The organism is Actinoplanes sp. NBC_00393, from assembly GCF_036053395.1.
In the GTDB taxonomy this organism is placed as follows: domain Bacteria; phylum Actinomycetota; class Actinomycetes; order Mycobacteriales; family Micromonosporaceae; genus Actinoplanes.
In genome coordinates, this window is the sequence record NZ_CP107942.1 from 6,348,950 (window position 1) to 6,372,254 (window position 23,305).

Genomic DNA, 23,305 nt, shown 5'->3' on the forward strand with positions numbered 1-23,305 from the left:
CGGCTCCGTCTGCGGTGATGGTCTGGCAATTTGCCGCTTTTAGGGCTTTCGCGCCACTACCCTGAGGAGTGGAGGTCGGCCATGCGGCGAGATGACTCCGGCGACGGCGCCGGGCGGTCCGGAAGGATCCCTGCGGCGGAAGCCGCGGCATTCGCACGCCCGGCCGACCTTTACGGGGGGACGGCCGTCGACGGACATTTCATTCCGCCGACGGCCGCCACGAACCAGCCGAAACCGGCGTCCGCCGCGAATCAGGCGCGAGCTACGCCCCCTCCGAACGTGGCTGCTACCGGCGCTTCGGCCGCCCCTGATGCCGCGGCCACCGACCTCGCAGCCGCCAGCAGCGCGGCAGCGGCGATGAGTGCGGCCGCCGCCATGACCGCGACCGCAGCGACAGCCGCTGCCGAGGCCGCCGGGGCCGCTGCGACGGCGGCCGGAGCAGCTGCTGGAGGCTCCCGGGTCAGCCCGGCCGACGGCGCACACACGCCGCGCCGGGCCGGGATCTTCCGGGAAGTGCTCGCTGAAGCCACCGCGGCCGGCCCGACGTTGCACCGCGGCGTGCTGACCAGCGGCTCCGCCGACCAGCTGGCGGCGCTGGTGGCCCGGGCCGCGCAGGTGCCCAGCGCCTGCATCCAGTTCGTCGAGGGCAGCCGGCTGCGCCTCTACGGCAGTTGGGGGATCTCCGCCGACTGGGAGGTGGTGGCCGAGACCGGGCTGGAGAACTCGCTCGGCGGCATGGTGGTCCGGACCGGCGTCGCGGTGATCATCAACGATGCGAGCAACGACGAGCGCGTACCGGACGGGGTGCTTGCCGCCGACGGTGGCGCCTACCTGGGGTATCCGGTGCATGACCGGTTCGGGATGGTGCTCGGGGTGTGCTGCGCCTACGACCACCGGCCCCGGGAGTGGTCGCCGGATCAGATCACCGCGGTGGCCGAGGCTGCCGAGGTGGCGACGCTGCTGATCGGGGAGCAGCTGGCGCGCTACGAGCTCGAGCAGCAGCACCGGTTCCTGGACGCCGTGCTGGACAGCCTGCACGACGGGGTGACCGCCTGCGACGCCACCGGGCGGATCGTGTTCGTCAACGAGCGGATGCGGCGGCTCTGGGGTGACGGCACCGACCTGGCGTCCGGGCTGACCGACCCGACCGGCGCCCCGCTGACCCGCGACGATCTGGGGTTGAACCGGGCGCTGCGCGGCGAACGGATCCGGGACGAGCCGGTGGCGCTGGAGGGCCGCAGCCGGCGTACCCGGCATTTCCTGATGGATGCCCAGCCGATCCACGGGCTGGACGGCCGGGTGGTCGGCGCGGTGCAGGCCGTGCAGGACGTCACCCGGCAGCGGCGGGCCGAACGGTTCCGCAGCTGCGAGCTGGCCGTGACGACCGCGCTGGCCGGGGCGCCGAGCATCGAGGCGGCCGGGCCGCGCGTGCTGGAAGCCGTGGTGGCGACCCTGGACTGGGTGCACGCCGAGTTGTGGATGGTCGACGGCGGGACGATCCGGCCGGCCGCGCGGTGGAGCGCCCCGGGCTGGCCGACCGGGATCGTGGTTCCGGAGAGCTTGCCGTACGGCCAGGGCCTCGCCGGTCGGGCCTGGCAGGTGGACAAGCCGCTCTGGATCCGGGACGTGGGCCGCCCGCAGAGCCTGATCTCGCCGACGATGGCGGCGGAGCGGCTGCACACCGCGCTGGCCATCCCGGTGCACGACGGGTCCGGCCCGATCGGGGTGCTGACCGTGTTCGCCGACGCGGTCGAGGATCCGGAGGACGAGCTGGTCGCGCTGATGTCCGGGATCGCCGCGCACCTCGGGCAGTTCGTGGAGCGGCGCCGGGTGGAGGATCTGCAGCGGCAGCTGACCCGGAGCAAGAACGAGTACCTGGCGCTGATCGGGCACGAGCTGCGCACCCCGCTCACGTCGATCAGCGCCTACACCGAGTTGCTGCGCGAGGCGGACGAGGCGACCCTGGTCCGGGACGGGCCGCGGCTGATCCAGGTGATCGAGCGGAACACCACGCAACTGCGGGACATCATCAACGAGCTGCTCGAGTTGTCCGCGCTGGACGCGGGGCACGCGGACGTACGCCGTACCCCGATGGATCTTGCCGCAGTGGTCCGCGACGTGGTGGACCGCACCCGGGTCGCGATCGACGGCGCGCCCGTGGTGATCGACGCCGACCTGCCGGGTGAGCTGATCGTCCCCGGCGACCGGGACCGGCTGCGCCACATCGTGGAGAACCTGCTCGGCACCGCGGTCCGGTACAGCCCGGACGGCGGGCACGTCGAGGTGACGCTGCGCAGCACCGGGCGCGCCGCCGAGCTGGCGGTCTCGGACGCCGCGGCTGACGTGCCGCGGATCGAGCGGGAGCAGATGTTCACCGGCCTTTACCGGACCGCCCGCGGCCATGACCGGGTCTTGCCAGGCTCCGGGCTGGGCTTGACGCTGAGCCGTGCGGTGGTGGAGCGCCATCACGGCAGCATCGAGCTGACCGGCGGGGATGCGGGGACGACCGTGCTCATCCGGCTTCCGCTCGACGTCGGCTGATCGTTACGGGCCGGACCCACGGCGGCGTCGCTCGATCTCCCGCTGCACGAGTGGGTCCCACGTCCCGTTCCAGTCGTCCTGGGTGATCAGCGAAGGTGGGTCGGCGACGGTCGGGCGGCCGGTCTCGCGGTGGATGCGGGCCCGGGTGATCAGCACACCGGCGATCAGCACCAGCGTGCCGCCGATGCGCAGCGCCGTGTCGGCGAGCACCGCGCCGTTGGTCGTCGAGGCCCACTGCGGCGCCAGGTAGGCGAGGACGATCAGGGCGAGGCTGAGCACGACGCCGCTGTAACCGGCCAGACCCGGCCCGGCGCGCGTCACCCGGTGGGCACTGATGATCCAGACGATCGTGCAGACGACGAGGCCGAAGACGCAGACCAGCCCGATCAGGCCGAGGAAGGAACTGCCGACCGCGTAATAGGCCGACGCGGCCACCTCGTTCTGATTGATGCCGGTGCGGGCCGCGGACAGAGCGGCCAGACCCAGCGCGTTCGCCACGGCGACGGCCACCACGAACACCACGCCGAAACGGATCACGCGCCGGGAGGCCAGCGCAAACATGCCGTCGGAATCCTCGAATCCGTGCATCAGCGCCTCCCCCGTGTGCCCCCGCACACATCGATACGGGGGCACACGCTAGCAAGAGGGTCCGACAGGATCAGCGGGCCGGACGAACCACCCCGGCCGCCCCGCCGCCGCGGCGGACCGGTTCGGAGGAGGCGATGAAGCCGCCGCCACGGGTGAATTCGATCGCGGTGGCCGCCCCCAGCTCGGCCACGTCCGGACCGAAGGTGTGGCCCAGCGCGGTGAGCGCCGGCCCATACTGGGCGCGGAACGCCGGCTCGGCCTGGATGCCGGCGGTGTTGCGCTGCGAGGCCCGCGGCGCGGCCATCGCCTCCGGCAGCGTCATGCCCAGGTCGACCCGGTTGACCAGCATCTGGAGCACGGTGGTGATGATGGTCGCGCCACCCGGCGAGCCGAGCGCCAGGAACGGCTTGCCGTCCTTGAGCACGATGGTCGGCGACATCGAACTGCGCGGCCGCTTGTTCGGGCCGGGCAGGTTGGGGTCGGGCGCGTCGCCCTGGGTCGGCGCGAAGTTGAAGTCGGTCAGCTCGTTGTTGAGAACGAAACCACGGCCCGGTACGACCATCGCGTTCCCACCGGTCGCCTCGATGGTGAAGGTGTACTCGACGATGTTGCCCCACTTGTCGGCGACGGTGAGGTTGGTCGTGCTCTGCCCCTGCTCGGTCGGTCCGCCGACGGCGGCCGGCGTGCAGCCGGTGGCGTTGATGTCACCGGGCTGGACCGGCTTGGTGAGCGCCTTGCCCGGGTCGATCTGACAGGCCCGCTGCTTCGCCCAGCGATCGGAGAGCAGTCGCTTGATGGTCCGCTGCGGGGTGTCCGCGCCGACGTAGCGGTTGCGGTCGGCGAAGGCGAGGGCCGACGCCTCGAGGTAGTAGTGCAGCTTCTCGGTGGTCCCGGCCGAGGTGGGCAGCCCCTTCTCGATGATGTTGAGGGCCTCACCGACCGCGGTGCCGCCGCTGGATGGCGTGTTCATGCCGTAGACCGTCAGCCCGCGGTAGTCGGAACGCACCGGGTCCGGGTAGCGCAGCCGGTAACCGGCCAGGTCGGCGCGGGTCAGGGCGCCGGGCCGAATCGGGTACGCCCACTCGCCGATCGGATCGTCGGCGATCGGCGGGTTCTGCACGGTCTCGATCAGGTCCGCTCCGATCGCCCCGCGGTAGAAGACGTCGGTGCCCTTGCGCGCGATCAGCCGGTAGGTGGCGGCCAGGTCCGGGTTCCGCTGGATCGTGCCGACCGCGGGCGGAGCACCGCCGGGCAGGTAGAGCTCGCTGGTCGAGCTGAACTGGCCGAACGCGGGCGCGATGGCGGCGATCTGCTGGTTGAACGTCGCGTCGACGACGAATCCCTGCTCGGCGACCCGGGCGGCCGGCTGGAGCAGGCTGCCCAGCGACCGGGTGCCCCACTTGCGGGCGGCGGACTCCCAGGTGGCGAGCGTGCCGGGCGCGCCGACCGACAGCCCGCTGACCCGGGCCTCGTTGAAGTCGTACGGCAACCCGTCGGCCGGATCGATGAAGAGTCGCTCGGTCGCCGACGCCGGCGCGGTCTCCCGCCCGTCGATGGTGGAGATCGCACGGCGCTTGGCGTCGTAGTAGACGAAGAAGCCGCCGCCCCCGATCCCGGCCGAGAACGGCTCGGTGACGCCGAGCGTGGCGGCGGCCGCGATGGCGGCGTCCACCGCGTTGCCACCGCGCCGCAGCACGTCCAGGCCGACGGCGGTGGCGTTGGCGTCGACGGTGGCGACCGCGCCGCCGTATCCGGTGGCGGTCGGCCCGAGGGCCGTGTTCCCGCCCGCGGTGGCGGGTGGGGACGCGGCCACGACCCCCAGGGTGGTCAGTGACAGCGCTGTCAGTGCGGGCAGGAACCGCATCGGCCCTCCAGGTCGGACAGTGTCGGTTGTCAATTCCCTGCCTACCCGTGTTGAAGGGCTGGCACAACCGCTGGTGCTCAGCCGACGCCGTACGGTTCCGGCTCGATCGCCGGGCAGGTCGCCCCGGCCGCGGGCAGGCTCAGGTCGGTCAGATAACGATCCACCGCCCCGCTCACGCACTCGCTGTGGTCGTAGGTGACGTGCCCCCACCCCTGGTAGGTGAGCAGCCGGGCGGACGGCCCCAGTTGCTGGGCGACCTGGCGGGCCCAGACGTACGCGGTGGCCGGGTCGTGCCGGGAGTTGACCAGCAGCACCGGCCCGGCTGCCTTCGCGATCGGGCGCTGCGGGTTGACCGGCGGGGTGGGCCAGCCCAGGCAGCCGGCCGCGGCGGTCAGGGCCAGCGGGGAGGCGAGCATCTGCGGTGCCCGTACGGCGAGCCCCCGCAACCGTGCCCGATAGCCGGCATACCCACCCATCGGCAGCGACCAGTCCTGACAGACCACCGCCGGAAAGCTGTGCGGGGTGAGGTCGACCGGTGTGCTGCCCACCCGTGGCCCGGCCGGCGCCGGCTCGTACGCCTCCTTCAGGTAGTGCGCGAAGGAGTACCACTGCGGGTCGTAGAAGGCGCTGAACGCCGCCGAGATCAGGTCCCAGACGCGCAGGCGGGCCGGCGGGTCGTACGGATCGGCCAGGGTTCCGGCCTCGGCCCGTTTCATCAGCGCGGCCCAGATCGCCTTGATGTCGCGGCCCCGCAGCGCGCACTTGTCGTCCCGCGCACACCAGGCGACGAACTGCTCGAAGGCGTTCTGGGCGGCCTCGGCCGACTGGGTCAGGAAGGCGTCGACGCCGGCGCTGTGGTCCATCACGCTGTCCAGGACCAGGCCGCGCAGCCGCGCGGGGTAGAGCTCGCCGTAGAGCTGGCCGAGCATCGTGCCGTACGAGGCGCCGTAGAAGTTGATTTTCTGTTCGCCGAGGGCTACGCGCAGCGCCTCCATGTCGTGGACCACGCTGGCCGTGTCCGCGTGGTGGAACGCCGGGCCGGACCGTGCCGCGCAGTCGGCGGCCAGCCGCTGGTTGAAGACGGCGATCCGGCCGAACTCGGCCTCGGTGGCCGGCAACGGCGACGGCTTGGTGTCGACCAGCTTCTGGTCGCAGAGGACCGGTGAGCTGCGGCCCACCCCGCGCGGGTCGAGGCCGACGATGTCGAACCGGTCGGTGACCTCGGCGGTGAAGAACTCGGTGTCCAGGGCCATGTTCACCGCGGAGGCGCCCGGACCGCCGGGGTTGACCATCAGGACGCCGAGCCGGCGGGCCGGGTCGGCGGCCGGGCGGCGGGCCAGGGCCACCTCGATCTGCGGCCCGTACGGCCGGGTCCAGTCGGCCGGCACGCGCATCGTCCCGCACTGCACCTGCTCGTCCTCGACGCAGGGCTCCCAGGCGATGGTCGCGGTGCCGCCGTACCGGGTGCGCGGCGGCACGCCCATCCCCGGCTCGGCCCCGGCCGGCTGTGGCGCGTACCCGAAAAGGGTGGTGAGGGTGAGGATCGCGACCGTGACCGGCCGTGCCAAAGCTCGCAAAACCCGACTCCGCCCTGCGCGGCCACCGCACCGCGCGGCCCTCATCTTGGGCCGGATCACTGCGCCGAATCCGGCAAACAGCGACATTTAACGCAGACGAAGAAGGCCCGGGAGGGTGCGGCGTGGCACCTTTGGAGTCATGAACGCAGCCCGCCTGGTTCTCGCGGCGACCGGCGTCGCCGTCCTCACCGCTTGCTCCTCCGACGGCACGGCGACCCCGCCCACCGTGGAACCGGTGCCGACCGTCTCCGCACCGGCGTCAGTAGCGGCGAGCGCCCCCGCGCCCACCGGCACGCCCGACCTCACCGATCCGCAGACCGTGGCGTCCGGGCTGGACGTGCCCTGGGGCCTGGCCTTCCTGCCGGACGGCAGCGCACTGGCGGCGGAACGCGACACCGGCCGGATCCTGCAGGTCAAGCCGGGCGCCGAGCCGCGCGAGGTGTACCGGGTGGCCGGTGTGGACGCCGGCGGCGAGGGTGGCCTGCTGGGCCTGGCGGTCGCGGCCGATCACGCCGAGACAGATCTGGTGTACGCCTACTTCACCGCATCCGGCGACAACCGGATCGTCCGGTTCAAGCTGAGCGGCGGCGAGCCGGAAGTGATCTTCGACGGCATCGAGAAGGGCTCACGGCACAACGGCGGGCGGATCGCGTTCGGCCCGGACCGGATGCTCTACGTCGGGACCGGCGACGCCGGCGACGAGCCGCGCTCACAGGACCGCGCGGACCCGAGCGGCAAGATCCTGCGGCTCACGCCGGACGGCGAGCCTGCGCCGGGCAACCCGTGGGCGGGCTCACCGGTCTGGAGCCTGGGCCACCGCAACGTGCAGGGCCTGGCCTGGGACGCGCAGGGCCGGATGTACGGCGTCGAGTTCGGCCAGAACACCTGGGACGAGGTGAACGTCATCGAGAAGGGCAAGAACTACGGCTGGCCCGAGGTGGAGGGCCGCGGCGACGACGACCGGTACGTCAACCCGATCGTGCAGTGGACGACCGACGAGGCGTCCCCGAGCGGGGCCGCCGTCTCCGGTGACACGTTGTACGTCGCCGCGCTGCGCGGTGAACGGCTGTGGAGGGTGCCGCTCGGCGGGGGAAGCACCGAGGCGAAGTTCAGCGGTGAGTACGGGAGGCTGCGCACGGTCGCCGTGGCGCCGGACGGTTCGTTGTGGTTGACCACGTCGAACACCGACGGCCGCGGCGACGCGCGCGATGGTGACGACCGGATCCTGCGTTTCCCGGTGCGATGACGATCAGCCGCGGGGTGGCAGCTGGGGCAACGACGAGATGGCGCTGGCGTACTGCGCCACCTGTCGTTTGTTGGGCACCACCCCGTAAACGCGGAGCTGGTCCTGGATGGCCTGTTTCACGATGTCCTCGGACTGACCGCGGTGGGTCTCCATGACCCGGTTGACGACGTAGTCGACTCGTAGTTGGACCTGCCAGCCGGCGGCGCGGCGGCCGCCATAGCTGGCGAGGCTGCTGACTGAGGCAAGGGGTTCCATGCCCGGGTTATCGGTTGCCGGGGTGGTGCTCTTGACGATTCGCGGGCGTGCAACGGAACGGCACCCGGTCGGCACCGTCCCGGCCATCAGGACTCGCGGGCCGCCCGCTCGTCCGGCGGCAACTCGTCCTCCACGTCCGGATCGCGCGGCGGGGCCGGCGGGTTGAGCTTGAGCCAGAGCAGCATGAACGCGCCCAGCGCGAGCATCGCCAGGCCCATCCACAGATTGATCCGTACGCCCTGCGCCTTCTCGATGTCGGCCGGGCTGTCGAAGATCCCGATCAGCGTGACGATCACGCCGTAGAGGATGAACAGGCCACCGATCACACTGCGGACGTCGAAGAGCCGGGCGGCGGTGGCCACCTTCTCCTCATTCTTGTCAGTCATCGGGCCTCTCCTCACCAGACGGGGATGTACAGCAGGACGGCCAGCGCCAGGGCGATGAAGCCGAGCAGGACCGGGTTGCGCCACCAGACCTTCTCCGAGGCGACGATCACCTCGCCGGAGGTGGTCGGGCCGCCCAGGCCGTAGACCAGGCCGCGGAGTTCGTCGTCCGACTTGCCCGGGGTGAAGGGCGTGACGATCAGCGCGACCACCACCGCGGTCACGAAGGCGAGACCCGCACCCCAGAAGCTCTCCTCGAGGTCCGAGTTGAAGTGCAGCGTCTCGGTCAGGTGCAGGATGTAGAGCGTCAGCGAGGCGAGGAAGCCGAGCAGCAGCGACCAGAAGCCGGCCCACGCGGACATCCGCTTCCAGAACATGCCGACGATGAACGTGGCGAACAGCGGCGCGTTGAAGAGCGAGAACAGGGCCTGGATGTAGTTCATGATGTTGTCGAAACCGGCCGCGATGAACGCCGTGCCGATGCCGACGACGATACCGGCGATCGTGGCGATCCGGCCCACCCGCAGGTAGTAGCCGTCGCTGCGGTGCCGTCGGATGTAGGTCTGCCAGATGTCGTACGTGAAGACGGTGTTGAAGCCGCTCACGTTCGCCGCCATGCCGGCCATGAAGGACGCCACCAGACCGGTCACCGCCACGCCCAGCACGCCGTTCGGCAGCAGGTCACGCATCAGCAGCGGAACGGCGTTGTTGTAGATCAGGTCGCCCTCCTCGGCGCCCAGCCCCTGGATGGTCACCAGGGCGATCAGGCCGGGGATGATGGTGATCGCCGGGACCAGCAGCTTCGGGAAGGCGCCGATGATCGACGTACGCCGGGCCGCGTTCATGTCCTTGGCGCTCAGGGCCCGCTGCACCTCGGCGAAGTTCGTCGTCCAGTAGCCGAACGAGAGGACGAAGCCGAGGCCGAAGACGATGCCGATCCAGCTCGCGCCGAGCGGGTTGTCGGTGCCACCGGTGTCCGCCCAGGTGTGCAGGCCGGCTTCACCGAGCGGGGACTGGCGCACCTTCTCGAACAGGCCATCGACGCCGCCGACCTTGATCAGGCCGATGATGGTGATCGGCAGCAGGCCGGCCACGATCACGAAGAACTGCAGCACCTCGTTGTAGATCGCCGAGGACAGACCACCGAGCGTGATGTACGCCAGCACGATCACCGCGCCGACCACGATCGACGACCAGAGCGGCCAGCCGAGCAGCGCCTGCAGGATCAGAGCCAGGGCGTACAGGTTGACGCCGGCGATCAGCACCTGGGCCACCGCGAAGCTGACCGCGTTGAACAGGTGGGTGGGCCGGTTGAACCGTAGTCGCAGGAACTCCGGGACGCTGCGCACCTTGGAGCCGTAGTAGAACGGCATCATCACGATGCCGAGAAAGACCATCGCCGGTACGGCGCCGATCCAGAAGTAGTGGACCGTCATCATGCCGTACTGGGCGCCGTTCGCGGACATCCCGATGATCTCCAGGGCGCCCAGGTTGGCCGAGATGAAGGCCAGACCGGTGACCCAGGCGGGCATCGAGCGCCCGGAGAGGAAGAAGTCGGAACTGCTTTTGATCGCCCGCCGGGCGGCGAATCCGACGCCCAGCACCGTGACGAAATAGATGGTGAGGATCAGGTAGTCGACGAAGCTGACGTCGAGCCGGAGTCCATCCACGGGCCCACCTCCGAGAAGTCGGCCCGCGAATACCCGTATCGAAGATCTTTCACACTAGAGCTTCTCGATGGCCTCCGGAGTCACCTCCGTGATGGCGCTGACCACGAGTTTCGCCTGGGCCAGCGCGTCCGGCGCGGCCGGGTAGACCCCGTGCGGGACGGCGATCACGGTCAGCCCGGCGGCGCCGGCCGAGCGCAGACCGTTGCTGGAGTCCTCGATCGCCGCGCAGTCGGCGGGGGTGAGCCCGAGCCGGTCCACCGCGGTGAGGTAGACGTCCGGCGCCGGCTTGCCGCGCGGCACCTCCTCGGTGGACAGGGTCACCTCGAACTCGCCGGTCAGCCCGGCGGTCTCGAGCACCTGGTCGATCAGGATCCGCGCCGACGAACTGGCCAGCGCCAGCCGGTAGTGGGCGCCGAGCGCGCGGACCACCTCGACCGAGCCCGGGATCAGCGGCAACGCCTCCCGGTACCGCTCGGCCATCCGGCCCAGCACGTCGGCGGCGACCTGCTGCGCCGTACGCGGAACGCCCACCTCGTCAGCCAGATGCGCCGACCACTCCCCGGTGCTCATCCCCATCATCCGGTCCTGGCTGTCCGGCAGGAACTCGCGGCCGTGCTCGGCGACGTACCCCCGGCGGACCTCCTCCCAGACCTCCTCGGTGTCGATGATGACCCCGTCCAGGTCGAAGACGACCGCCTTGATCCGGCTCACAGCTCCTCCAGGGCGGGCACGATCTCGTCGCGGAACCGGTCGAGCCCGGCGTCGTCCGCGGCCGACGCGATCCCGGCAAGGGTGGGCCCGAGCCGCGGCGCCCCATCGGGCCAGGCGAATTTCGAGAGGTGCAGACCGAGTTTCACATCGATCACCCTACCGCGTACGCACAGTGAGCGCATGGCCACCGCAACCGATCATGACGACCCGGTTCGGACCGCTGAGATGATCACCATCAACCGTCCGGCCGGTTGCCGCAGGGGTGCAGGCCGGTAGCTTGACAACGCACCGACGTCGAGCCGTGGAGTCACTCCTGATGCCAGTTTCACCGAGTCGGCCCGGTGACCGCCCGACGTCACCCACAGTGAGCGTCGTGATCCCGGCGGGCACGGCCGGCACCCTGCCCCTGCTGCTCTCCGCCCTGCCGCCGGTGCACGAGGTCGTCGTCGTGGTCGGCCCCGGCGAGGACACGAACCGCGCCCTTCCCCGGGCTGCGCGGGTGATCCGGCAGACCCGTACCGGTCTGGGCAACGCGCTGGCGTGCGGGGTCGCCGAGGCCACCGGTGACGTGGTCGTCACGCTGACCGGCGACGGCTCGTGCGACCCGGCTGACGTACCCCGGTTCGTGGCTGCGCTGCGGGCCGGCGCCGATGTGGTGCACGGCTCCCGCTATCTCACCGCTCCCGGTGTGCCCGCCGGACCGCGACCCGGCCCGTTCGCCCGCTGCGCCGATCTGCTGCTGCTCTGGGTGATGAGCGTGCTCTTCGGCAGCCGTCCCACCGACCCGGGCTTCGGTTACCGGGCGTTCTGGCGGGACACCGCCGGCCGGCTGGGTCTGCCCCGGGTGGCCGGCACCGATCCGGCGCCCGGCGACGGTCCCGAGATCGAGCCGCTGCTCACGGTCCGGACCACCACGGCCGGCCTGCACGTCGCCGAGTTGCCGGTCAGCGCGTACACCCGGGCCGCCACGCCCCTGGTGCCGGCCGTCCGTGCCCTGGTCGCCGAGTACGCCGAAGAGCGCCGCACCGGCCGGACCGGCCGCGCCGCCGCCACCACCGAGGAGAGCATCGTCGTCCTCACCGGCTCGCCGGACCCGCTGATCAACGCGCCGCGCACCTCGCCGGCCGTTCCGGAGAAGGACCCGGCCCGCAGCTGGCCCGCGCCGAACCCGCGCCGCCCCGACCCGATCGACCGCAGGCGCGGCGACCGGCGGCACGGCGAGCGGCGCGCCGACTTCAGCGCCGACCGCCGCTTCGCCGGGTCGGTGACGGCCCGCCGGCCGGACGGTGAGCCGTTCGCCCGGCGGCGGTGGCGCGACAACCGGGTCGAGGTCACCGCCGGGGAAGCGGTACGCCCCCGCCCGCAGGGCCGGCCCAACCTGCGCGTGATCAACGGCGAGGCCACCGGCCCGGCCGGCCCCCGCAGCGGCCACCTGCGCTCGGTCTGACCCCTCAGCCGAGCGAGCGAAGCCGAGCGAGCGAAGCCGCGCGGACGCAGCCGGTCAGCCGCGCGAGCGCAGCCGCGGCAGGATCTCGCCGGCGTACAGGCGCAGGAAGCGCTCCTGGTCCGGCCCCGGCGCGTGGAACACCAGGTGCTTGAAGCCCATGTCCAGGTACTCCACGACCTTCGCCGCGTGCTCCGCCGGGTCGGACGAGACGATCCACCGGGTGGCGGTCCGCTCGACCGGCAGGGCGTCGGCGAGGCGCTGCATCTCGACCGGGTCCTCGACGCCGGTCTTCTCCTCCGGCGACAGCGCCAGCGCACCCCAGTACTGCGTGTCGTTGCGCGCCTGCTCGAGGTCCGCGTCGAAGGAGACCTTGACCTCGATCAGCAGATCCAGGTCGTCGATCTTGCGGCCGGCCTTCTCCGCGCCCTCGGTGACCGCCGGGAGCAGCGTGTCGGTGTAGAGCGAGTGCCCCTTGCCGCTGGTCGTGATGAACCCGTCGGCGATCCGCCCGGCAAGCCGGGTCGCGGCCGGCCCGGACGCGCCGATGTAGATCGGCACCGGAGTCTCCGGCTTGTCATAGATCGTGGCGTTCTCGGTCTTGTAGAACTGGCCCTCGTAGCTGACCCGGTCCTCGGCCCAGAGCTTCTTGATCAGCAGGACCGCCTCCTTGAGGCGGGCGAACCGCTCCTTGCCGTCCGGCCACTGCGTGCCGAGCAGCACCTCGTTGAGCGACTCGCCGGAGCCGACGCCGAGGACGGCGCGGCCCGGCGCGAGGCAGCCGAGAGTGGCGAAGGCCTGGGCGACCACGGCCGGGTGGTAACGGAAGGTCGGGGTCAGCACGCTGGTGCCGATCAACACCTTCTCGGTACGCGCGGCGAGCGCCCCCAGCCACGGCAGCGCCGCCGGAGCATGGCCACCGTCGTGCCGCCACGGCTGCAGGTGGTCGCTGACGAACACCGAGTCGAAGCCCAGCTCCTCCGCGAGGACGCCGTACCTGAGCAGTTCAGCCGGCGCGAACTGTTCCGCCGACGCCTTGTACCCGAACCGAATCATGAAGTCAGCCTAGCCCGCTGCGCGATAGGCCTTCCCCGCCTCGGTCGGGGTCCTGCCGTCCCGGTAGAGCCCGAAGTCCACGCTGTCGCCGACGGCCGGCAGCCCGAACCAGGCGTACCGCTGGACGAACGAGCGCTTCTCCAGGCCGGCCGTGGCGCCCTCGATGAACCGGACCTTCTGCGCGTCGCTCGGGTACTTCGGCGCACCACCGAAATTGATCAGGCCGAACTCGGTGACCCAGATCGGCTTGCCGTACCGCTTGTGGACGGCGTCGACGTAGCCGAGGAACTGGTTCACCGCGGCGGCGCTGAAGTCGGAGCCGTACCAGTGCAGGGCGATCGCGTCGACCCGCAGGCCCTTCTCCGACGCCCCGGTCATGAAGCGGTCCAGCCAGCCGCCCGGCGTGTCCCCGCCGAACGCGACAGCCGGGCTGACCAGCTTCATCCCGGTCGATTCCAGGCGCGGCCAGGCGGACAGGGCGTCCTCGACGCTCATGTTCGACTGCTCGGCCAGGTCCGGCTCGTTGAAGCCGAGCAGCACGCCGTCACCTTCGGCCTTGGCCTGCTTCAGGGTGGCGTCGGTCACGTTCGCCTTGCCCCAGATCATCGGCACGAACTCGACACCGGCCGGACCGGGAACCTCGTCGTCGTTCGGCGCCCAGCTGTAGTACCAGGAGGCGCCGACGTCCTTGAGCGCCCCCTTCGACCCGGCGAACTTCCAGACCCCGGCGCCCTTCTTGGCCGAGCGCTCCACGACGGCGGGGGCCGCGCTCGTCCGCTTCGCGGCCGGGGACTTCGCGGCCGGAGAAACGGTGGGCGAGGCCGACGGGGACAACGACGGGGTGGGTGCGAGCGCGGGCGCGATCGAGGCGCGGGAGACCTGCGGCGCGGCGACGACGGCAGCATTGACCGGCTCCGCCGGGGCGCGGTACGCGACGACAGCCGCCCCGCCACCCGCGACGGCTCCGGTGGCGAGCACGCCGACGAGCACCTTCTGCGCCAGGGAACCGCCCGCCTTCGCGGCGACCTTCGCGGTCACTGCGGTGGGGGCGGCGCCGGCTTTGGCCGTACCGGAAAGGGTTGCCGGAAGCGGGACCAGTGCCATGCCCGCCAGCAGGCGTTCGGCCGCGACCAGGTTCTCCCAGGCCGGCGCGCAGGCGCGGCAGTCGCGGGTGTGCCGCGCGATGCGCTTGCGCCAGAGCGCGCCGGGCCGTCCGTCCCACGTGTCAAGCAGGAGCATCAGCTCCGGACAGCGGGGCGTCCGGTGCAGTGCCCGAACCACCGCGCGCGCCGTCTCGAGCTGCCCCTTCATCCGCTGGATCCGCACCGCCGCGTGCTGGCGGCCGACCCCGGTGGCCTCGACGATCTCGTCGCGGGTGAGTTCGCCGGAGGCCTCCAGCCACCAGAGGGAGAGCAGTTCGCGGTACTCCTCGTCGAGCCAGCGGGTCGCCTCGGCGGTCTCCCGGCGCTGGCCGGAGAGCTCGAGGCGGGTGATCGCCAGGTCGGTGAAGTCGGCGCCCGGATCGCGCAGCTCCGGATCGAGCGGGACCGCCGCCGGCCGGGCACGGAAGCGTTCCCGCACCTGCCGCACGGTGATCGCGACCAGCCAGGACCGGAACGACTCGGGATCGCGCAGATCGCCCAGGTTGCGCAGAACCCGCAGCATCACCTCCTGGACCACGTCGTCGACGTCGGCGTGCCCTTCCAGGGCCCGGCCGACGATCGTGTAGACCAGCGGCAGGTGGTCGGCCACCAGGCGGTCCACCGCGGCCGGGTCGCCGGCGCGGGCGGCGATCACCGTCGCGGTGTCGGACTGTCGAGCCATGGTTCCGCCTTTCCTGGGCATACGCGTCTCGCCTGGGAAGGGAGACGGGCATGGCGACCATGGATAACACGAATCGGGGAGGCTGTCGCCGGGCGGCGATTAGCCGATCGGTGGATCGGGCACAGAAGTGCCATGCGCATGTCGGTCCGGCTCAACCTTCCCCGCGAGGTGGACAGCGTCCCCGCCGTCCGCCGGCTGTTGCGTTGCGCGCTGTCGGTCCTTCGGGTGGACCGGCAGGCCGGCGCCGATCTGGAGATCGCACTTACCGAGGCGTGCGCCAACGTGGTCAAGCACGCCTCGGGTGCAGAGAACTTCGAGGTGCACCTCGATGTGGGTCAGGACCGCTGCTCGATCGACGTGGTCGACGAGGGCGACGGCTTCGACCCGAGTGCGAGTACCGCCACGTCACCGTCCGCGGACAGCGAGCGGGGGCGCGGCCTCTTCCTGATCAAGGCGCTCGGCGAGAACGTACGCATGCAGTCGAGCCCGCGCAGTGGAAGCCTCATCCACTTCGAGAAGTCGTTCGCCTGAAGTTCAGCCCCGCGCCGGACCGGCCCATGGGCCTGTCCGGCGCCAAAATGCTTGCCGTATAACAAATACCTGCCACCGGAGGAGAGGAGTTGTTACGTTGTCCGACACCCCGGTCCCACTCGGCGCCCTGCTACGGGCGGCGCCGCCCGACCGGCTGCCCGAAGTGGCCGCCGATCACCTGCGCCGCCACTACGCGGCCGACCGGGTGGAAGTCTTCGTCCCCGACCTGACCCTCTCCTCACTCTGCCCGCTGCTCGGCGAGCCGGGGCCGGCCACCGAGCCGGCCGTGCTGCGCTGCCTGGGCAGCCAGCGACCGGACACCCAGGCCACCGCCACCGGCGCCACCCGGCTGCACCTGCCGTTGAACAGCTGGGGCGAACGGGTCGGCGTGCTGCGCCTGGAGTTGCCGTCGCGCCCGGAACCCGAGCTCACCGAGGAACTGGCGGTCCACGCCGACGAGCTGGCCACCGCGATGCGCGCGGCCGCCTCCAGCACCGACCGGTACCGGCGGGCCCAGCGGCGGGCCCGGCTCACCATGGCCGCCGAGCTGCAGTGGGACATGCTGCCCGGACGGTCGCTCGCGGACGAGCGGTTCCTGGTGGCCGGGCAACTGGAGCCGGCGTACGACGTACGCGGCGACCACTTCGACTGGGCCCTCGACGGCGACAAGCTGACCATCACCGTGCTCAACGGCCACGGCGAGGGCATGGAAGCGGCCCTGCTCACCTCGCTCGCCGTGAACGCCATGCGCAACGCCCGCCGGTGCGGCGCCGACATCGTCGAGCAGGCCGAGCTCGCGTCCGACGCGGTGCACGCCCGGCACAGCGGCGGCGCACACGCCTCCACCCTGCTGCTCGAGATCGACCTGGTCGGCGGCGCGGTGGCGGCGGTCGACGCCGGATCGCCGCGCTGCCTGATCGCCCGGGGCGGCGAGGTCACGCCGGTCGCGCTGGAGCAGCAGCTGCCGTTCGGCATGTTCGGCGAGGCGCACTACGAGATCCAGCGGTTCGACCTGGAACCGGGCGACCGGCTGCTGGTGGTGAGCGACGGTGTCCACGAGGCGGCACCCGCCGGCCGTCGCACCTTCGGTGAATCTGCCCTGCTCAGCGCGCTTCGGCGGACACGGCTACAACCTGCGACCGAAGCAGTCGGTACCGTGATGCGAAGTCTGCGCGACTATCACGCCGGCGCCGAGCCGGAGGATGACGCGGTCACGGTCTGCCTGGATTGGCGGCGCTGAGTCCGGGGTAGTGGTACAGGCTCACGGGTCCGCGACTCTCACTACGGGGAAACGGCATGGAACGTGCCACCGAAGTCGCCACGACCGTCGAGTCGTCGGTGGAGTCGCTGGTCGCCGTCCTGGAGCAGGCGCGGCTGGCGCAGAACCCCGCTGTGCCCCCTGCGCAGCTGCGGGTGCTCACCATCGTGGCCGCGAACCGGCACACCAACATGAGCCGCCTCGCCGAGACGCTGGGCGTGGTGCCCTCCTCGGCCAGCCGGCTCTGCGACCGGCTGGAGGCCACCGGGCTGCTGCGCCGGGTCGCCGACCCCCGTGACCGCCGCGAGGTGCGGCTGCTGCTCACTCCGGCCGCCCGGCGGATGCTCGCCGACCTGCGGGCCCGGCGGCGGGCGGCGCTCGCCGAGGTGCTCGACCGGATGCCGCCGGAGGCGCAGCAGGAACTGGTCCGGGCCCTGCAGGCGTTCGGGACCGCGGCCGGCTTCCCGGACACCCGGGAAGGTCTCCGGACCGCCTGACCGGCCCGGTACGCTTCGGCGATGCGCATCGGCATCGTGATCCTTCCCGACCAGCGCTGGGCCGAGTCGAGCCGCCGGTGGCGGCTCGCCGAGGAGTACGGCTTCGACCACGCTTGGACGTACGACCATCTGGGCTGGCGTGACCTCGTCGACGGCCCGTGGTTCGACGCGGTGCCCACGCTGACCGCGGCCGCCATGGTCACCTCGCGAATCCGGCTCGGCACCTACGTGGCCTCGCCGAACTTCCGGCATCCGGTGCACTTCGCCCGCGAGGCGCTCGCGCTGGACGACATCTCGGCCGGCCGGCTGATCCTCGGGCTGGGCGCCGGCGGCATCGGCTTCGACTCGGCGGTGCTCGGCCGGCCGGAGCTCACCCCACGCCAGCGGGTGGACCGGTTCGCCGAGTTCCTCGAGCTGTTCGACAAGATCATGGGTACGCCGGCCACCACCTGGTCCGGCGAGTGGTTCTCGGCGGTGGACGCCCGCAGCATCCCCGGCCCGATTCAGCAGCCGCGGCCGCCGTTCGTGGTCGCCGCCAACGGCCCGCGGGCGATGCGCCTGGTCGCCCGGTACGGCGACGGCTGGGTCACCACCGGTTCGCACGAGGTGGACAGCGCGGACGCGTGGTGGCGTTCGGTGGCCGAGACGAAGGACCGTTTCGACGCCGTTCTGGCCGCCGCCGGACGCCCTCTCGACGCGGTCGACCGTTATCTGAATCTGGACACTTCGCCGCTGTACTCGATGACCAGCGTGGATGCGTTCGTGGACGCGACCGGACGGGCGGCGGAACTGGGCTTCACCGACGTCATCACGCACTGGCCGCGGAACTCCAGTTGGTACACCGGCGACGAGAAGGTGCTCGAGGCGGTGGCGGCAGAGCTGCCCCGGCTGCAGAGCTAGTTTTATCGCACCATTTCCCGTCCAATTCGGACGGTAGGGATTTCTTACCGACAGTTATCTCTCGGTATCGCACAGAGATCTTGAACCGGTGGCGGCTGTGCCGGTGGCGCGGCACCGGCACAGCAGCAACGGTGATTCAGCGACCGTGCGCCGCCCGGTAGGCGTTGCTGACCTCCTGCGGAATGCGGCCCCGCTCGGAGATTTTGTGCCCGTTCCGGATCGCCCACTCGCGGATCAGCCGGTTCTCGTCGCGCGAACCCGCGGTCCGGACCGGTGCGCCGCCACGAGACGCGATACGCCCCGGGGCAGTCCGTCCCAGACGGGTGCCCGCGTTGATGTACGGGTCCAGAGCCTTACGCAGCTTTCCGGCATTGGCCTCGGAAAGGTCGATCGTGTAGCTGACGCCGTCGAGGCTGAACTCAACGGTCCGATCCGCCTTCTTACCGTCCAGATCGTCGATCAGGGTGGTGATTACCTGCCGCGCCATAACGACTCCCGAGAAAAATTAATCAACCGCGCCCAGTCTGGCTCGCCACCGCCGCGCTGCGCAACTCCCCGACGCGATCCGGCAATTGTTTCCACCGGCTCTTATCAGAATAGGGACACCGGAATTGGCGCGGGATTGGCGGCAAAGCCCGGTTGGCCGCCGGCCCGGGGTTCACGTTAGGGTCGGCGCCATGCAGGACGAGCAGGCCGCCTGGCGGGAGCAGCAACAGCAGGCGGCGGCCGGCCGCGCCGCAGCGCTGGAGGCCGACCGGGCCGCCGAGGCACGCCGGGCCGCCGCCCTGCTCGACGACTTCGTCCGCCGGGCCGCCGAGCGCGGGCTCGAGCCGCACACCCTGACTGCTCGTACGCTCGACGGCCGCTCCACCTACAAGACCACCGTCCGCGGGTGGTACCTGAAGTCGGACCGTTCGGTGGCCGTCGGCGAGGACGGGGAGTACTACATCCTCACCGTCCCGGCCTCACTGCGCGCCCGGTTCGCCGGCGCCGACCTCTCCCCCAGCCGGCCCCGGATGATCGTGGGCGCGGGTGGTGGGGACGGCGAGCCGATGCCACTCGGGCAACTGCTCGACCGCCGGCTGGAGGCGGGGGCCCGCTGGCCGTGAGCGTGCGCCGTCTCCTCGCGGCTCTGACCGCAACCCTGTTCGCCGTCCCCGTGGTCTCGCTGCCCGCCTCCCCCGCGCCGGCCGCCACGTCGTCGGTCCCGGCCGCCTCATCGGTCCTGGCCGCCGAGGTGCCCTGTCCTAAACCGAAGGTCGCCGCGCCCAGCCGGCCGCCGCGCCCGGTGCCCCCGGCGGAGAACCCCGAGCACATGGCGGTCGGCGGCGACGCGCTAGCCACCCACGGCCTGGTCACCGCGCCGGGCAGCCCGAGGCCGCCGGCGATCACCGCCACCACCTGGCTGGTCGCCGACCTGGACACCGGCGAGGTGCTGGGCGCCTGCGGGCCGCACGTCCACCAGACCCCGGCCAGCGTGCAGAAGATGCTGCTGGCAGCCACCGCCATCGACCAGCTGGACCCGGCCCGCAAGATCACCGTCACCCGCGGGGACCTGGACATCGAGCCCGGCAGTTCCGCGGTCGGCCTGATCCTCGGCGGCAACTACTCGATCGCGACGCTCTGGCTCGGCCTGCTGCTCAACTCCGGCAACGACGCGGCGAACGCGCTGGCCCGGCTGGCCGGTGGCGGCGGCGAGGACGGGCTCGCCAAGACGGTCGCCGCGATGAACGCCAAGGCCGCCTCGCTCGGCGCCAACCAGACGCACGCGGTGACGCCGTCCGGTTTGGACGGCAGAGGCCAGTTCACCAGTGCGTACGATCTGGCGCTGATCGCCCGGGTCTGCTTCGACAACGCCGACTTCCGCAAGTACGCGCTCACCCGCAACGCCCGGATGCCCGCGCAGAAGACCAAGGAGCGCAAGGTCGGCGGCTTCCAGTTCCAGAACGAGAACAAGCTGATCTACAACTACCCGGGCGCGCTCGGCGGCAAGACCGGATTCACCACGCTGGCCCGGCACAGCTACGTCGGCGCGGCCGAACGCAACGGCCGCCGGCTCGTGGTCACCCTGCTCGGCGCGGAGGCCCGCCCGCTGCGCGGCTGGGAGCAGGGCGCCAAACTGCTGGACTGGGGTTTCGCCCAGCCGCAGGGCACGTCGGTCGGCACGCTGGTGACGCCGGAAGAGGTGGCGGCGGCCGCCTCGGCGAAGGCGACCACGGCCGAGGAGGACCGCACCGAGGCGCAGAGCGGGCCGCAGACCGGTAACACCCGGCCGTCCGCGCCGCGCGGGCTCGCGGTGGCGGCCGCGCTGTCCGTCGCGGTCGTGCTGACCGCCGCGCCGCTCCTGCTGCTGCTCACCCAGCGCCGCAAACGCCGGTTGGCCCGCACCACACGTTGATCCATTTCCGGCGCGGGCTGCGCGCCTTGATCAGGCGATGATCAGGCCGAAGACCCAGGCCACCGCGATGCCCAGCGCCGCCGCGAACTCGACCAGCAGCGAGAGCCCGACCGCGGCGAACGCGGCGCGGGTCGACGGCCACGCCCGTTCGTGACCCACCCGGTTCAGCTCGACCAGCCAGATCCCGAGCAGGAACCCCAGGACCAGCCCGACCACGGGCACCACGAAGAACCCGATCAGGCCGAGCACTCCGCCGGCCATCAGCGCCGACGTCGGCACGCCGGTGCTCTTCAGCCGCTTGCCCGGCCACAGGAACTTGATCACCATGCCGGCGCCGGCGATCAGCGTGGCGATCACCAGGACCAGCCACCGTACGCCGGCCGAGCCCCCGCCGAGCAGCGCCCACAGCAGCACCCCGCTCCAGGTCAGCAGCAGTCCGGGCAGCACCGGCAGCATCACGCCGACCACCCCGGTCGCGATGAGCACTCCGGCGAGCAGGGCGATCAGCCCTTCGGTGTCGGTCAGATCCATGCGGCACACCCTGCACCACCGGGCCGGAACCCTCAACCGGCCCCGCCGCTCGCCGATGGACCACCAACGCCGTAACCGGGGCCGGGAAGCAACCGGTACGCAACTGTGCGTGACCGGAACGTGCACCCTCCGCGCCGGAAAGTTCTCCCTGTCAGCCGACGCCCACCGCAAGCGGGCGCCGACAACAACCGGGGGAAACGACATGACCAGCACCGTGACGACCGCTGCCGACCTCACCGCCGACACCGCCACCGCCACGCCCGTGCTCTCCGCCGCGGAGCAGGAGGAGCTGATCCGCACGCACATGCCGCTGGTCGGCCACCTGGTGCGGGACATGCTCAGCCGGATCCCGAACCACATCCACCGCGACGATCTGACCAGCGCCGGCCTGCACGCCCTGGTCACCGCGGTCCGCGGCTGGGACCCAAACCGCGGCGTCCCGTTCCACCGCTTCGCCGGCACCCGGATCCGCGGCGCGCTCCTCGACGAGCTGCGCGCGCTGGACTGGGCGACCCGCTCGGTGCGGTCCAAGGCCCGCAACACCGACGTGACCCGTCAGCAGCTCACCACCACGCTGGGCCGTACGCCCACGCCGGAGGAGCTGGCCCAGGCGCTCGGCACCACCACGACCGACCTGCACCAGACCGACACCGACGTGCAGCGTGCCACCGTGCTCTCGCTGCAGGGCTTTACCACGAGCAGCGCCGACGACCTGGTCACCGAGCGCGACCCGGGCCCGGAGGAGATGCTGCTGCGCCGTGAGCAGATCGGCTACCTGCACCACGCGATCGGCTCGCTGCCGGAGCGCCTGCAGACCGTCGTCACCGAGTACTTCCTGCACGAGCGCCCGATGGCGGACATCGCCGCCGACCTGGGCGTCACCGAGTCGCGGGTGTCGCAGCTGCGTGCCGAGGCGCTCTCGCTGCTCAAGGACGGCCTGAACACCCACCTCAACCCGGAGCTGGCCCCGGTGCCGGAGAACCCGGACAGCATCACCGCGCGCCGGCGTGCCACCTACTACGCGAGCATCGCCAGCAACACCAACATGCGCAGCCGTCTCGCCATGACGAACGCGCACGGCCACACCCCGATCGGCCGGGGCGCGGCCAAGCAGCCGAGCACGGCTGCCTGACGCAGCAGACCAGCAGGGCCCGGACAGCCGTCCGGGCCCTGCTCGCGTCAGCCCATCTCGAGGCTGGTCACGGCGAAGACGCCGGACAGGTCGACCTCCTCCGGCGTGCCGGCCGTGTACATCCGGGCGGTGTCCCAGATCGGTGCCAGCCCGAGCCGTTCGAGCAGTTTCGCCGCGTCCGGGCTGGTCTCCGGCACGTCGATCAGGACCGGCATCTCGTACTCGGTGCTGAGCCCGGCCAGCAGCGCCTCGGCGGCCGCCGCGTCGTCGGCGAACAGCGGGCCGATCCGGTCGGCGTCGCCGGCAGACCGGCGTACCCCGAAACCGACCACCGCGCCGTCCCGGATCGCGGCCACTCCGTGCCGCCCGGACCCGGTGATCCAGAGCGCCAGGAAGGCATCGCGGCCGGCCGGGAAGAACCGCCGATCGTACGCGGTGAGCAGCGTGAACGGGAGCTCCCGCGCTTCCACGACCCGCAGGCCGGCGGCCGTCTCCGCACCGGCCAGCACGCCCTCGAAACGGGTCGTCGTCCAGGCCGGCCGGAACCCCGACTTCCGGTAGTTCTCCTGCTGCGCGACCACACCGTCGAGCCCGATGTTGCGCCCGGCGAGCCGCTCCATCCCGGCCTGCCAGGTCCGGAACCCGTAGCCCCGGCCGCGGAACTCCGGGACGGTCAGGTAGAGCCCGATGAACCCGTGCCCGGTCCCGTAGCGGACCGCCGCGATCGAGCTGACCGGCTGCCCGTCGAGTCGCCCGACGAGAAAGCCGCCCGGGTCGGTGGGGAAGAAGACGTTCTCGTCCCCGTCCCCCGGATGCCAGTCCTCGTCCCGCGCCCACTGGGCGATCAGCCGCATGTCGTCCACGCTCGCGGTCGAGACCGCAAATTCCCCCATACCGCG

At 71.6% G+C, this 23,305-nt stretch carries 23 protein-coding genes; 10 read left to right on the forward strand and 13 right to left on the reverse strand.

Annotation, left to right across the window (positions count from 1 at the left end):
• The first annotated feature begins 279 nt into the window (after positions 1-279).
• Entirely contained in the window at positions 280-2,541 is a 2,262-nt protein-coding gene (locus OHA21_RS29545) for a sensor histidine kinase (protein WP_328460339.1), read from the forward strand.
• 3 nt (positions 2,542-2,544) lie between these two features.
• Here the strand turns inward: OHA21_RS29545 and OHA21_RS29550 are convergent, their stop codons facing one another.
• The 3 genes from OHA21_RS29550 to OHA21_RS29560 all read right to left on the reverse strand — a co-directional run bounded on the left by OHA21_RS29550 (position 2,545) and on the right by OHA21_RS29560 (position 6,570).
• Complete coding sequence (locus OHA21_RS29550) at positions 2,545-3,129, reverse strand: hypothetical protein (RefSeq protein WP_328460341.1); 585 nt, start codon at positions 3,127-3,129, stop codon at positions 2,545-2,547.
• 70 nt (positions 3,130-3,199) lie between these two features.
• On the reverse strand, positions 3,200-4,993 hold the full coding sequence (gene ggt, locus OHA21_RS29555) for a gamma-glutamyltransferase (protein WP_328460342.1): 1,794 nt from the start codon (positions 4,991-4,993) through the stop codon (positions 3,200-3,202).
• A 77-nt stretch (positions 4,994-5,070) separates the two neighbouring features.
• On the reverse strand, positions 5,071-6,570 hold the full coding sequence (locus tag OHA21_RS29560; RefSeq protein WP_328460344.1) for an alpha/beta hydrolase: 1,500 nt from the start codon (positions 6,568-6,570) through the stop codon (positions 5,071-5,073).
• A 139-nt stretch (positions 6,571-6,709) separates the two neighbouring features.
• Here OHA21_RS29560 and OHA21_RS29565 point away from each other — a divergent pair, with 139 nt between their 5' ends.
• Positions 6,710-7,816 carry a PQQ-dependent sugar dehydrogenase gene (locus tag OHA21_RS29565; RefSeq protein WP_328460346.1) on the forward strand — a complete coding sequence of 369 codons (1,107 nt, stop codon included), beginning with the start codon at positions 6,710-6,712 and terminating at the stop codon, positions 7,814-7,816.
• A gap of 3 nt (positions 7,817-7,819) precedes the next feature.
• Here the strand turns inward: OHA21_RS29565 and OHA21_RS29570 are convergent, their stop codons facing one another.
• The 5 genes from OHA21_RS29570 to OHA21_RS29590 form a co-directional block, all read right to left on the reverse strand.
• Entirely contained in the window at positions 7,820-8,071 is a 252-nt protein-coding gene (locus tag OHA21_RS29570) for a hypothetical protein (RefSeq protein WP_328460348.1), read from the reverse strand.
• Positions 8,072-8,157: 86 nt separating this feature from the next.
• Positions 8,158-8,457 (reverse strand): hypothetical protein, encoded by a 300-nt coding sequence (locus OHA21_RS29575; RefSeq protein WP_328460350.1) that lies wholly within the window; start codon positions 8,455-8,457, stop codon positions 8,158-8,160.
• A gap of 11 nt (positions 8,458-8,468) precedes the next feature.
• On the reverse strand, positions 8,469-10,124 hold the full coding sequence (locus OHA21_RS29580) for a sodium:solute symporter family protein (protein ID WP_328460352.1): 1,656 nt from the start codon (positions 10,122-10,124) through the stop codon (positions 8,469-8,471).
• A 54-nt stretch (positions 10,125-10,178) separates the two neighbouring features.
• The gene (locus OHA21_RS29585) at positions 10,179-10,835 is read right to left on the reverse strand and encodes an HAD family hydrolase (RefSeq protein ID WP_328460354.1); all 657 of its coding nucleotides are present in this window, start codon (positions 10,833-10,835) and stop codon (positions 10,179-10,181) included.
• Positions 10,832-10,981, reverse strand: coding sequence for a hypothetical protein (locus OHA21_RS29590; protein WP_328460356.1), 150 nt, complete (start codon positions 10,979-10,981; stop codon positions 10,832-10,834). The genes OHA21_RS29585 and OHA21_RS29590 overlap by 4 nt, the downstream gene beginning before the upstream one ends.
• 227 nt (positions 10,982-11,208) lie before the next feature.
• Here OHA21_RS29590 and OHA21_RS29595 point away from each other — a divergent pair, with 227 nt between their 5' ends.
• On the forward strand, positions 11,209-12,282 hold the full coding sequence (locus OHA21_RS29595; RefSeq protein ID WP_328460358.1) for a glycosyltransferase: 1,074 nt from the start codon (positions 11,209-11,211) through the stop codon (positions 12,280-12,282).
• A 54-nt stretch (positions 12,283-12,336) separates the two neighbouring features.
• Here the strand turns inward: OHA21_RS29595 and fgd are convergent, their stop codons facing one another.
• Together fgd and OHA21_RS29605 are read right to left on the reverse strand one after the other, a co-directional pair.
• Complete coding sequence (gene fgd / locus OHA21_RS29600; protein ID WP_328460360.1) at positions 12,337-13,335, reverse strand: glucose-6-phosphate dehydrogenase (coenzyme-F420); 999 nt, start codon at positions 13,333-13,335, stop codon at positions 12,337-12,339.
• A 9-nt stretch (positions 13,336-13,344) separates the two neighbouring features.
• Positions 13,345-15,159: a sigma-70 family RNA polymerase sigma factor gene (locus tag OHA21_RS29605; protein ID WP_328460362.1), complete on the reverse strand. Its 1,815-nt coding sequence runs from the start codon at positions 15,157-15,159 to the stop codon at positions 13,345-13,347.
• Positions 15,160-15,291: 132 nt separating this feature from the next.
• Here OHA21_RS29605 and OHA21_RS29610 point away from each other — a divergent pair, with 132 nt between their 5' ends.
• The 4 genes from OHA21_RS29610 to OHA21_RS29625 all read left to right on the forward strand — a co-directional run bounded on the left by OHA21_RS29610 (position 15,292) and on the right by OHA21_RS29625 (position 18,345).
• Positions 15,292-15,690, forward strand: a complete 399-nt coding sequence (locus OHA21_RS29610; RefSeq protein WP_328460364.1) for an ATP-binding protein — start codon at positions 15,292-15,294, stop codon at positions 15,688-15,690.
• A 97-nt stretch (positions 15,691-15,787) separates the two neighbouring features.
• Entirely contained in the window at positions 15,788-16,930 is a 1,143-nt protein-coding gene (locus tag OHA21_RS29615) for a PP2C family protein-serine/threonine phosphatase (RefSeq protein ID WP_328460366.1), read from the forward strand.
• A 56-nt stretch (positions 16,931-16,986) separates the two neighbouring features.
• Entirely contained in the window at positions 16,987-17,445 is a 459-nt protein-coding gene (locus OHA21_RS29620; RefSeq protein WP_328460368.1) for a MarR family winged helix-turn-helix transcriptional regulator, read from the forward strand.
• A 21-nt stretch (positions 17,446-17,466) separates the two neighbouring features.
• Positions 17,467-18,345: an LLM class flavin-dependent oxidoreductase gene (locus tag OHA21_RS29625; RefSeq protein ID WP_328460370.1), complete on the forward strand. Its 879-nt coding sequence runs from the start codon at positions 17,467-17,469 to the stop codon at positions 18,343-18,345.
• 136 nt (positions 18,346-18,481) lie between these two features.
• Here the strand turns inward: OHA21_RS29625 and OHA21_RS29630 are convergent, their stop codons facing one another.
• On the reverse strand, positions 18,482-18,832 hold the full coding sequence (locus OHA21_RS29630; RefSeq protein ID WP_328460372.1) for a histone-like nucleoid-structuring protein Lsr2: 351 nt from the start codon (positions 18,830-18,832) through the stop codon (positions 18,482-18,484).
• A 190-nt stretch (positions 18,833-19,022) separates the two neighbouring features.
• On the opposite strand from OHA21_RS29630, the gene OHA21_RS29635 reads away from it, so the two are divergent.
• Both OHA21_RS29635 and OHA21_RS29640 read left to right on the forward strand, forming a co-directional pair.
• A complete protein-coding gene (locus OHA21_RS29635) occupies positions 19,023-19,454 on the forward strand; it encodes a hypothetical protein (RefSeq protein ID WP_328460374.1) in 432 nt (143 codons plus the stop codon).
• Positions 19,451-20,743: a D-alanyl-D-alanine carboxypeptidase family protein gene (locus tag OHA21_RS29640; RefSeq protein WP_442874912.1), complete on the forward strand. Its 1,293-nt coding sequence runs from the start codon at positions 19,451-19,453 to the stop codon at positions 20,741-20,743. Before OHA21_RS29635 ends, OHA21_RS29640 begins: the two co-directional genes overlap by 4 nt.
• Before the next feature lie 30 nt (positions 20,744-20,773).
• Here the strand turns inward: OHA21_RS29640 and OHA21_RS29645 are convergent, their stop codons facing one another.
• Positions 20,774-21,274 (reverse strand): DUF456 domain-containing protein, encoded by a 501-nt coding sequence (locus OHA21_RS29645; protein ID WP_328460376.1) that lies wholly within the window; start codon positions 21,272-21,274, stop codon positions 20,774-20,776.
• 202 nt (positions 21,275-21,476) lie between these two features.
• Between OHA21_RS29645 and OHA21_RS29650 the strand changes: the two genes are divergently transcribed.
• Positions 21,477-22,406, forward strand: a complete 930-nt coding sequence (locus OHA21_RS29650) for a sigma-70 family RNA polymerase sigma factor (RefSeq protein ID WP_328460378.1) — start codon at positions 21,477-21,479, stop codon at positions 22,404-22,406.
• Positions 22,407-22,453: 47 nt separating this feature from the next.
• Here the strand turns inward: OHA21_RS29650 and OHA21_RS29655 are convergent, their stop codons facing one another.
• Complete coding sequence (locus tag OHA21_RS29655) at positions 22,454-23,299, reverse strand: GNAT family N-acetyltransferase (protein WP_328460380.1); 846 nt, start codon at positions 23,297-23,299, stop codon at positions 22,454-22,456.
• Positions 23,300-23,305: the final 6 nt, after the last annotated feature.

What these genes read in the sequence shown, in the direction of transcription:
- OHA21_RS29550 (WP_328460341.1), bottom strand. Translation starts at nt 3,129, where the DNA reads ATGCACGGATTCGAGGATTCCGACGGCATGTTTGCGCTGGCCTCCCGG.
- ggt (WP_328460342.1), bottom strand. Translation starts at nt 4,993, where the DNA reads ATGCGGTTCCTGCCCGCACTGACAGCGCTGTCACTGACCACCCTGGGG.
- OHA21_RS29565 (WP_328460346.1), top strand. Translation starts at nt 6,710, where the DNA reads ATGAACGCAGCCCGCCTGGTTCTCGCGGCGACCGGCGTCGCCGTCCTC.
- OHA21_RS29570 (WP_328460348.1), bottom strand. Translation starts at nt 8,071, where the DNA reads ATGGAACCCCTTGCCTCAGTCAGCAGCCTCGCCAGCTATGGCGGCCGC.
- OHA21_RS29575 (WP_328460350.1), bottom strand. Translation starts at nt 8,457, where the DNA reads ATGACTGACAAGAATGAGGAGAAGGTGGCCACCGCCGCCCGGCTCTTC.
- fgd (WP_328460360.1), bottom strand. Translation starts at nt 13,335, where the DNA reads ATGATTCGGTTCGGGTACAAGGCGTCGGCGGAACAGTTCGCGCCGGCT.
- OHA21_RS29605 (WP_328460362.1), bottom strand. Translation starts at nt 15,159, where the DNA reads ATGGCTCGACAGTCCGACACCGCGACGGTGATCGCCGCCCGCGCCGGC.
- OHA21_RS29610 (WP_328460364.1), top strand. Translation starts at nt 15,292, where the DNA reads ATGCGCATGTCGGTCCGGCTCAACCTTCCCCGCGAGGTGGACAGCGTC.
- OHA21_RS29620 (WP_328460368.1), top strand. Translation starts at nt 16,987, where the DNA reads ATGGAACGTGCCACCGAAGTCGCCACGACCGTCGAGTCGTCGGTGGAG.
- OHA21_RS29625 (WP_328460370.1), top strand. Translation starts at nt 17,467, where the DNA reads ATGCGCATCGGCATCGTGATCCTTCCCGACCAGCGCTGGGCCGAGTCG.
- OHA21_RS29630 (WP_328460372.1), bottom strand. Translation starts at nt 18,832, where the DNA reads ATGGCGCGGCAGGTAATCACCACCCTGATCGACGATCTGGACGGTAAG.
- OHA21_RS29635 (WP_328460374.1), top strand. Translation starts at nt 19,023, where the DNA reads ATGCAGGACGAGCAGGCCGCCTGGCGGGAGCAGCAACAGCAGGCGGCG.
- OHA21_RS29645 (WP_328460376.1), bottom strand. Translation starts at nt 21,274, where the DNA reads ATGGATCTGACCGACACCGAAGGGCTGATCGCCCTGCTCGCCGGAGTG.
- OHA21_RS29650 (WP_328460378.1), top strand. Translation starts at nt 21,477, where the DNA reads ATGACCAGCACCGTGACGACCGCTGCCGACCTCACCGCCGACACCGCC.
- OHA21_RS29655 (WP_328460380.1), bottom strand. Translation starts at nt 23,299, where the DNA reads ATGGGGGAATTTGCGGTCTCGACCGCGAGCGTGGACGACATGCGGCTG.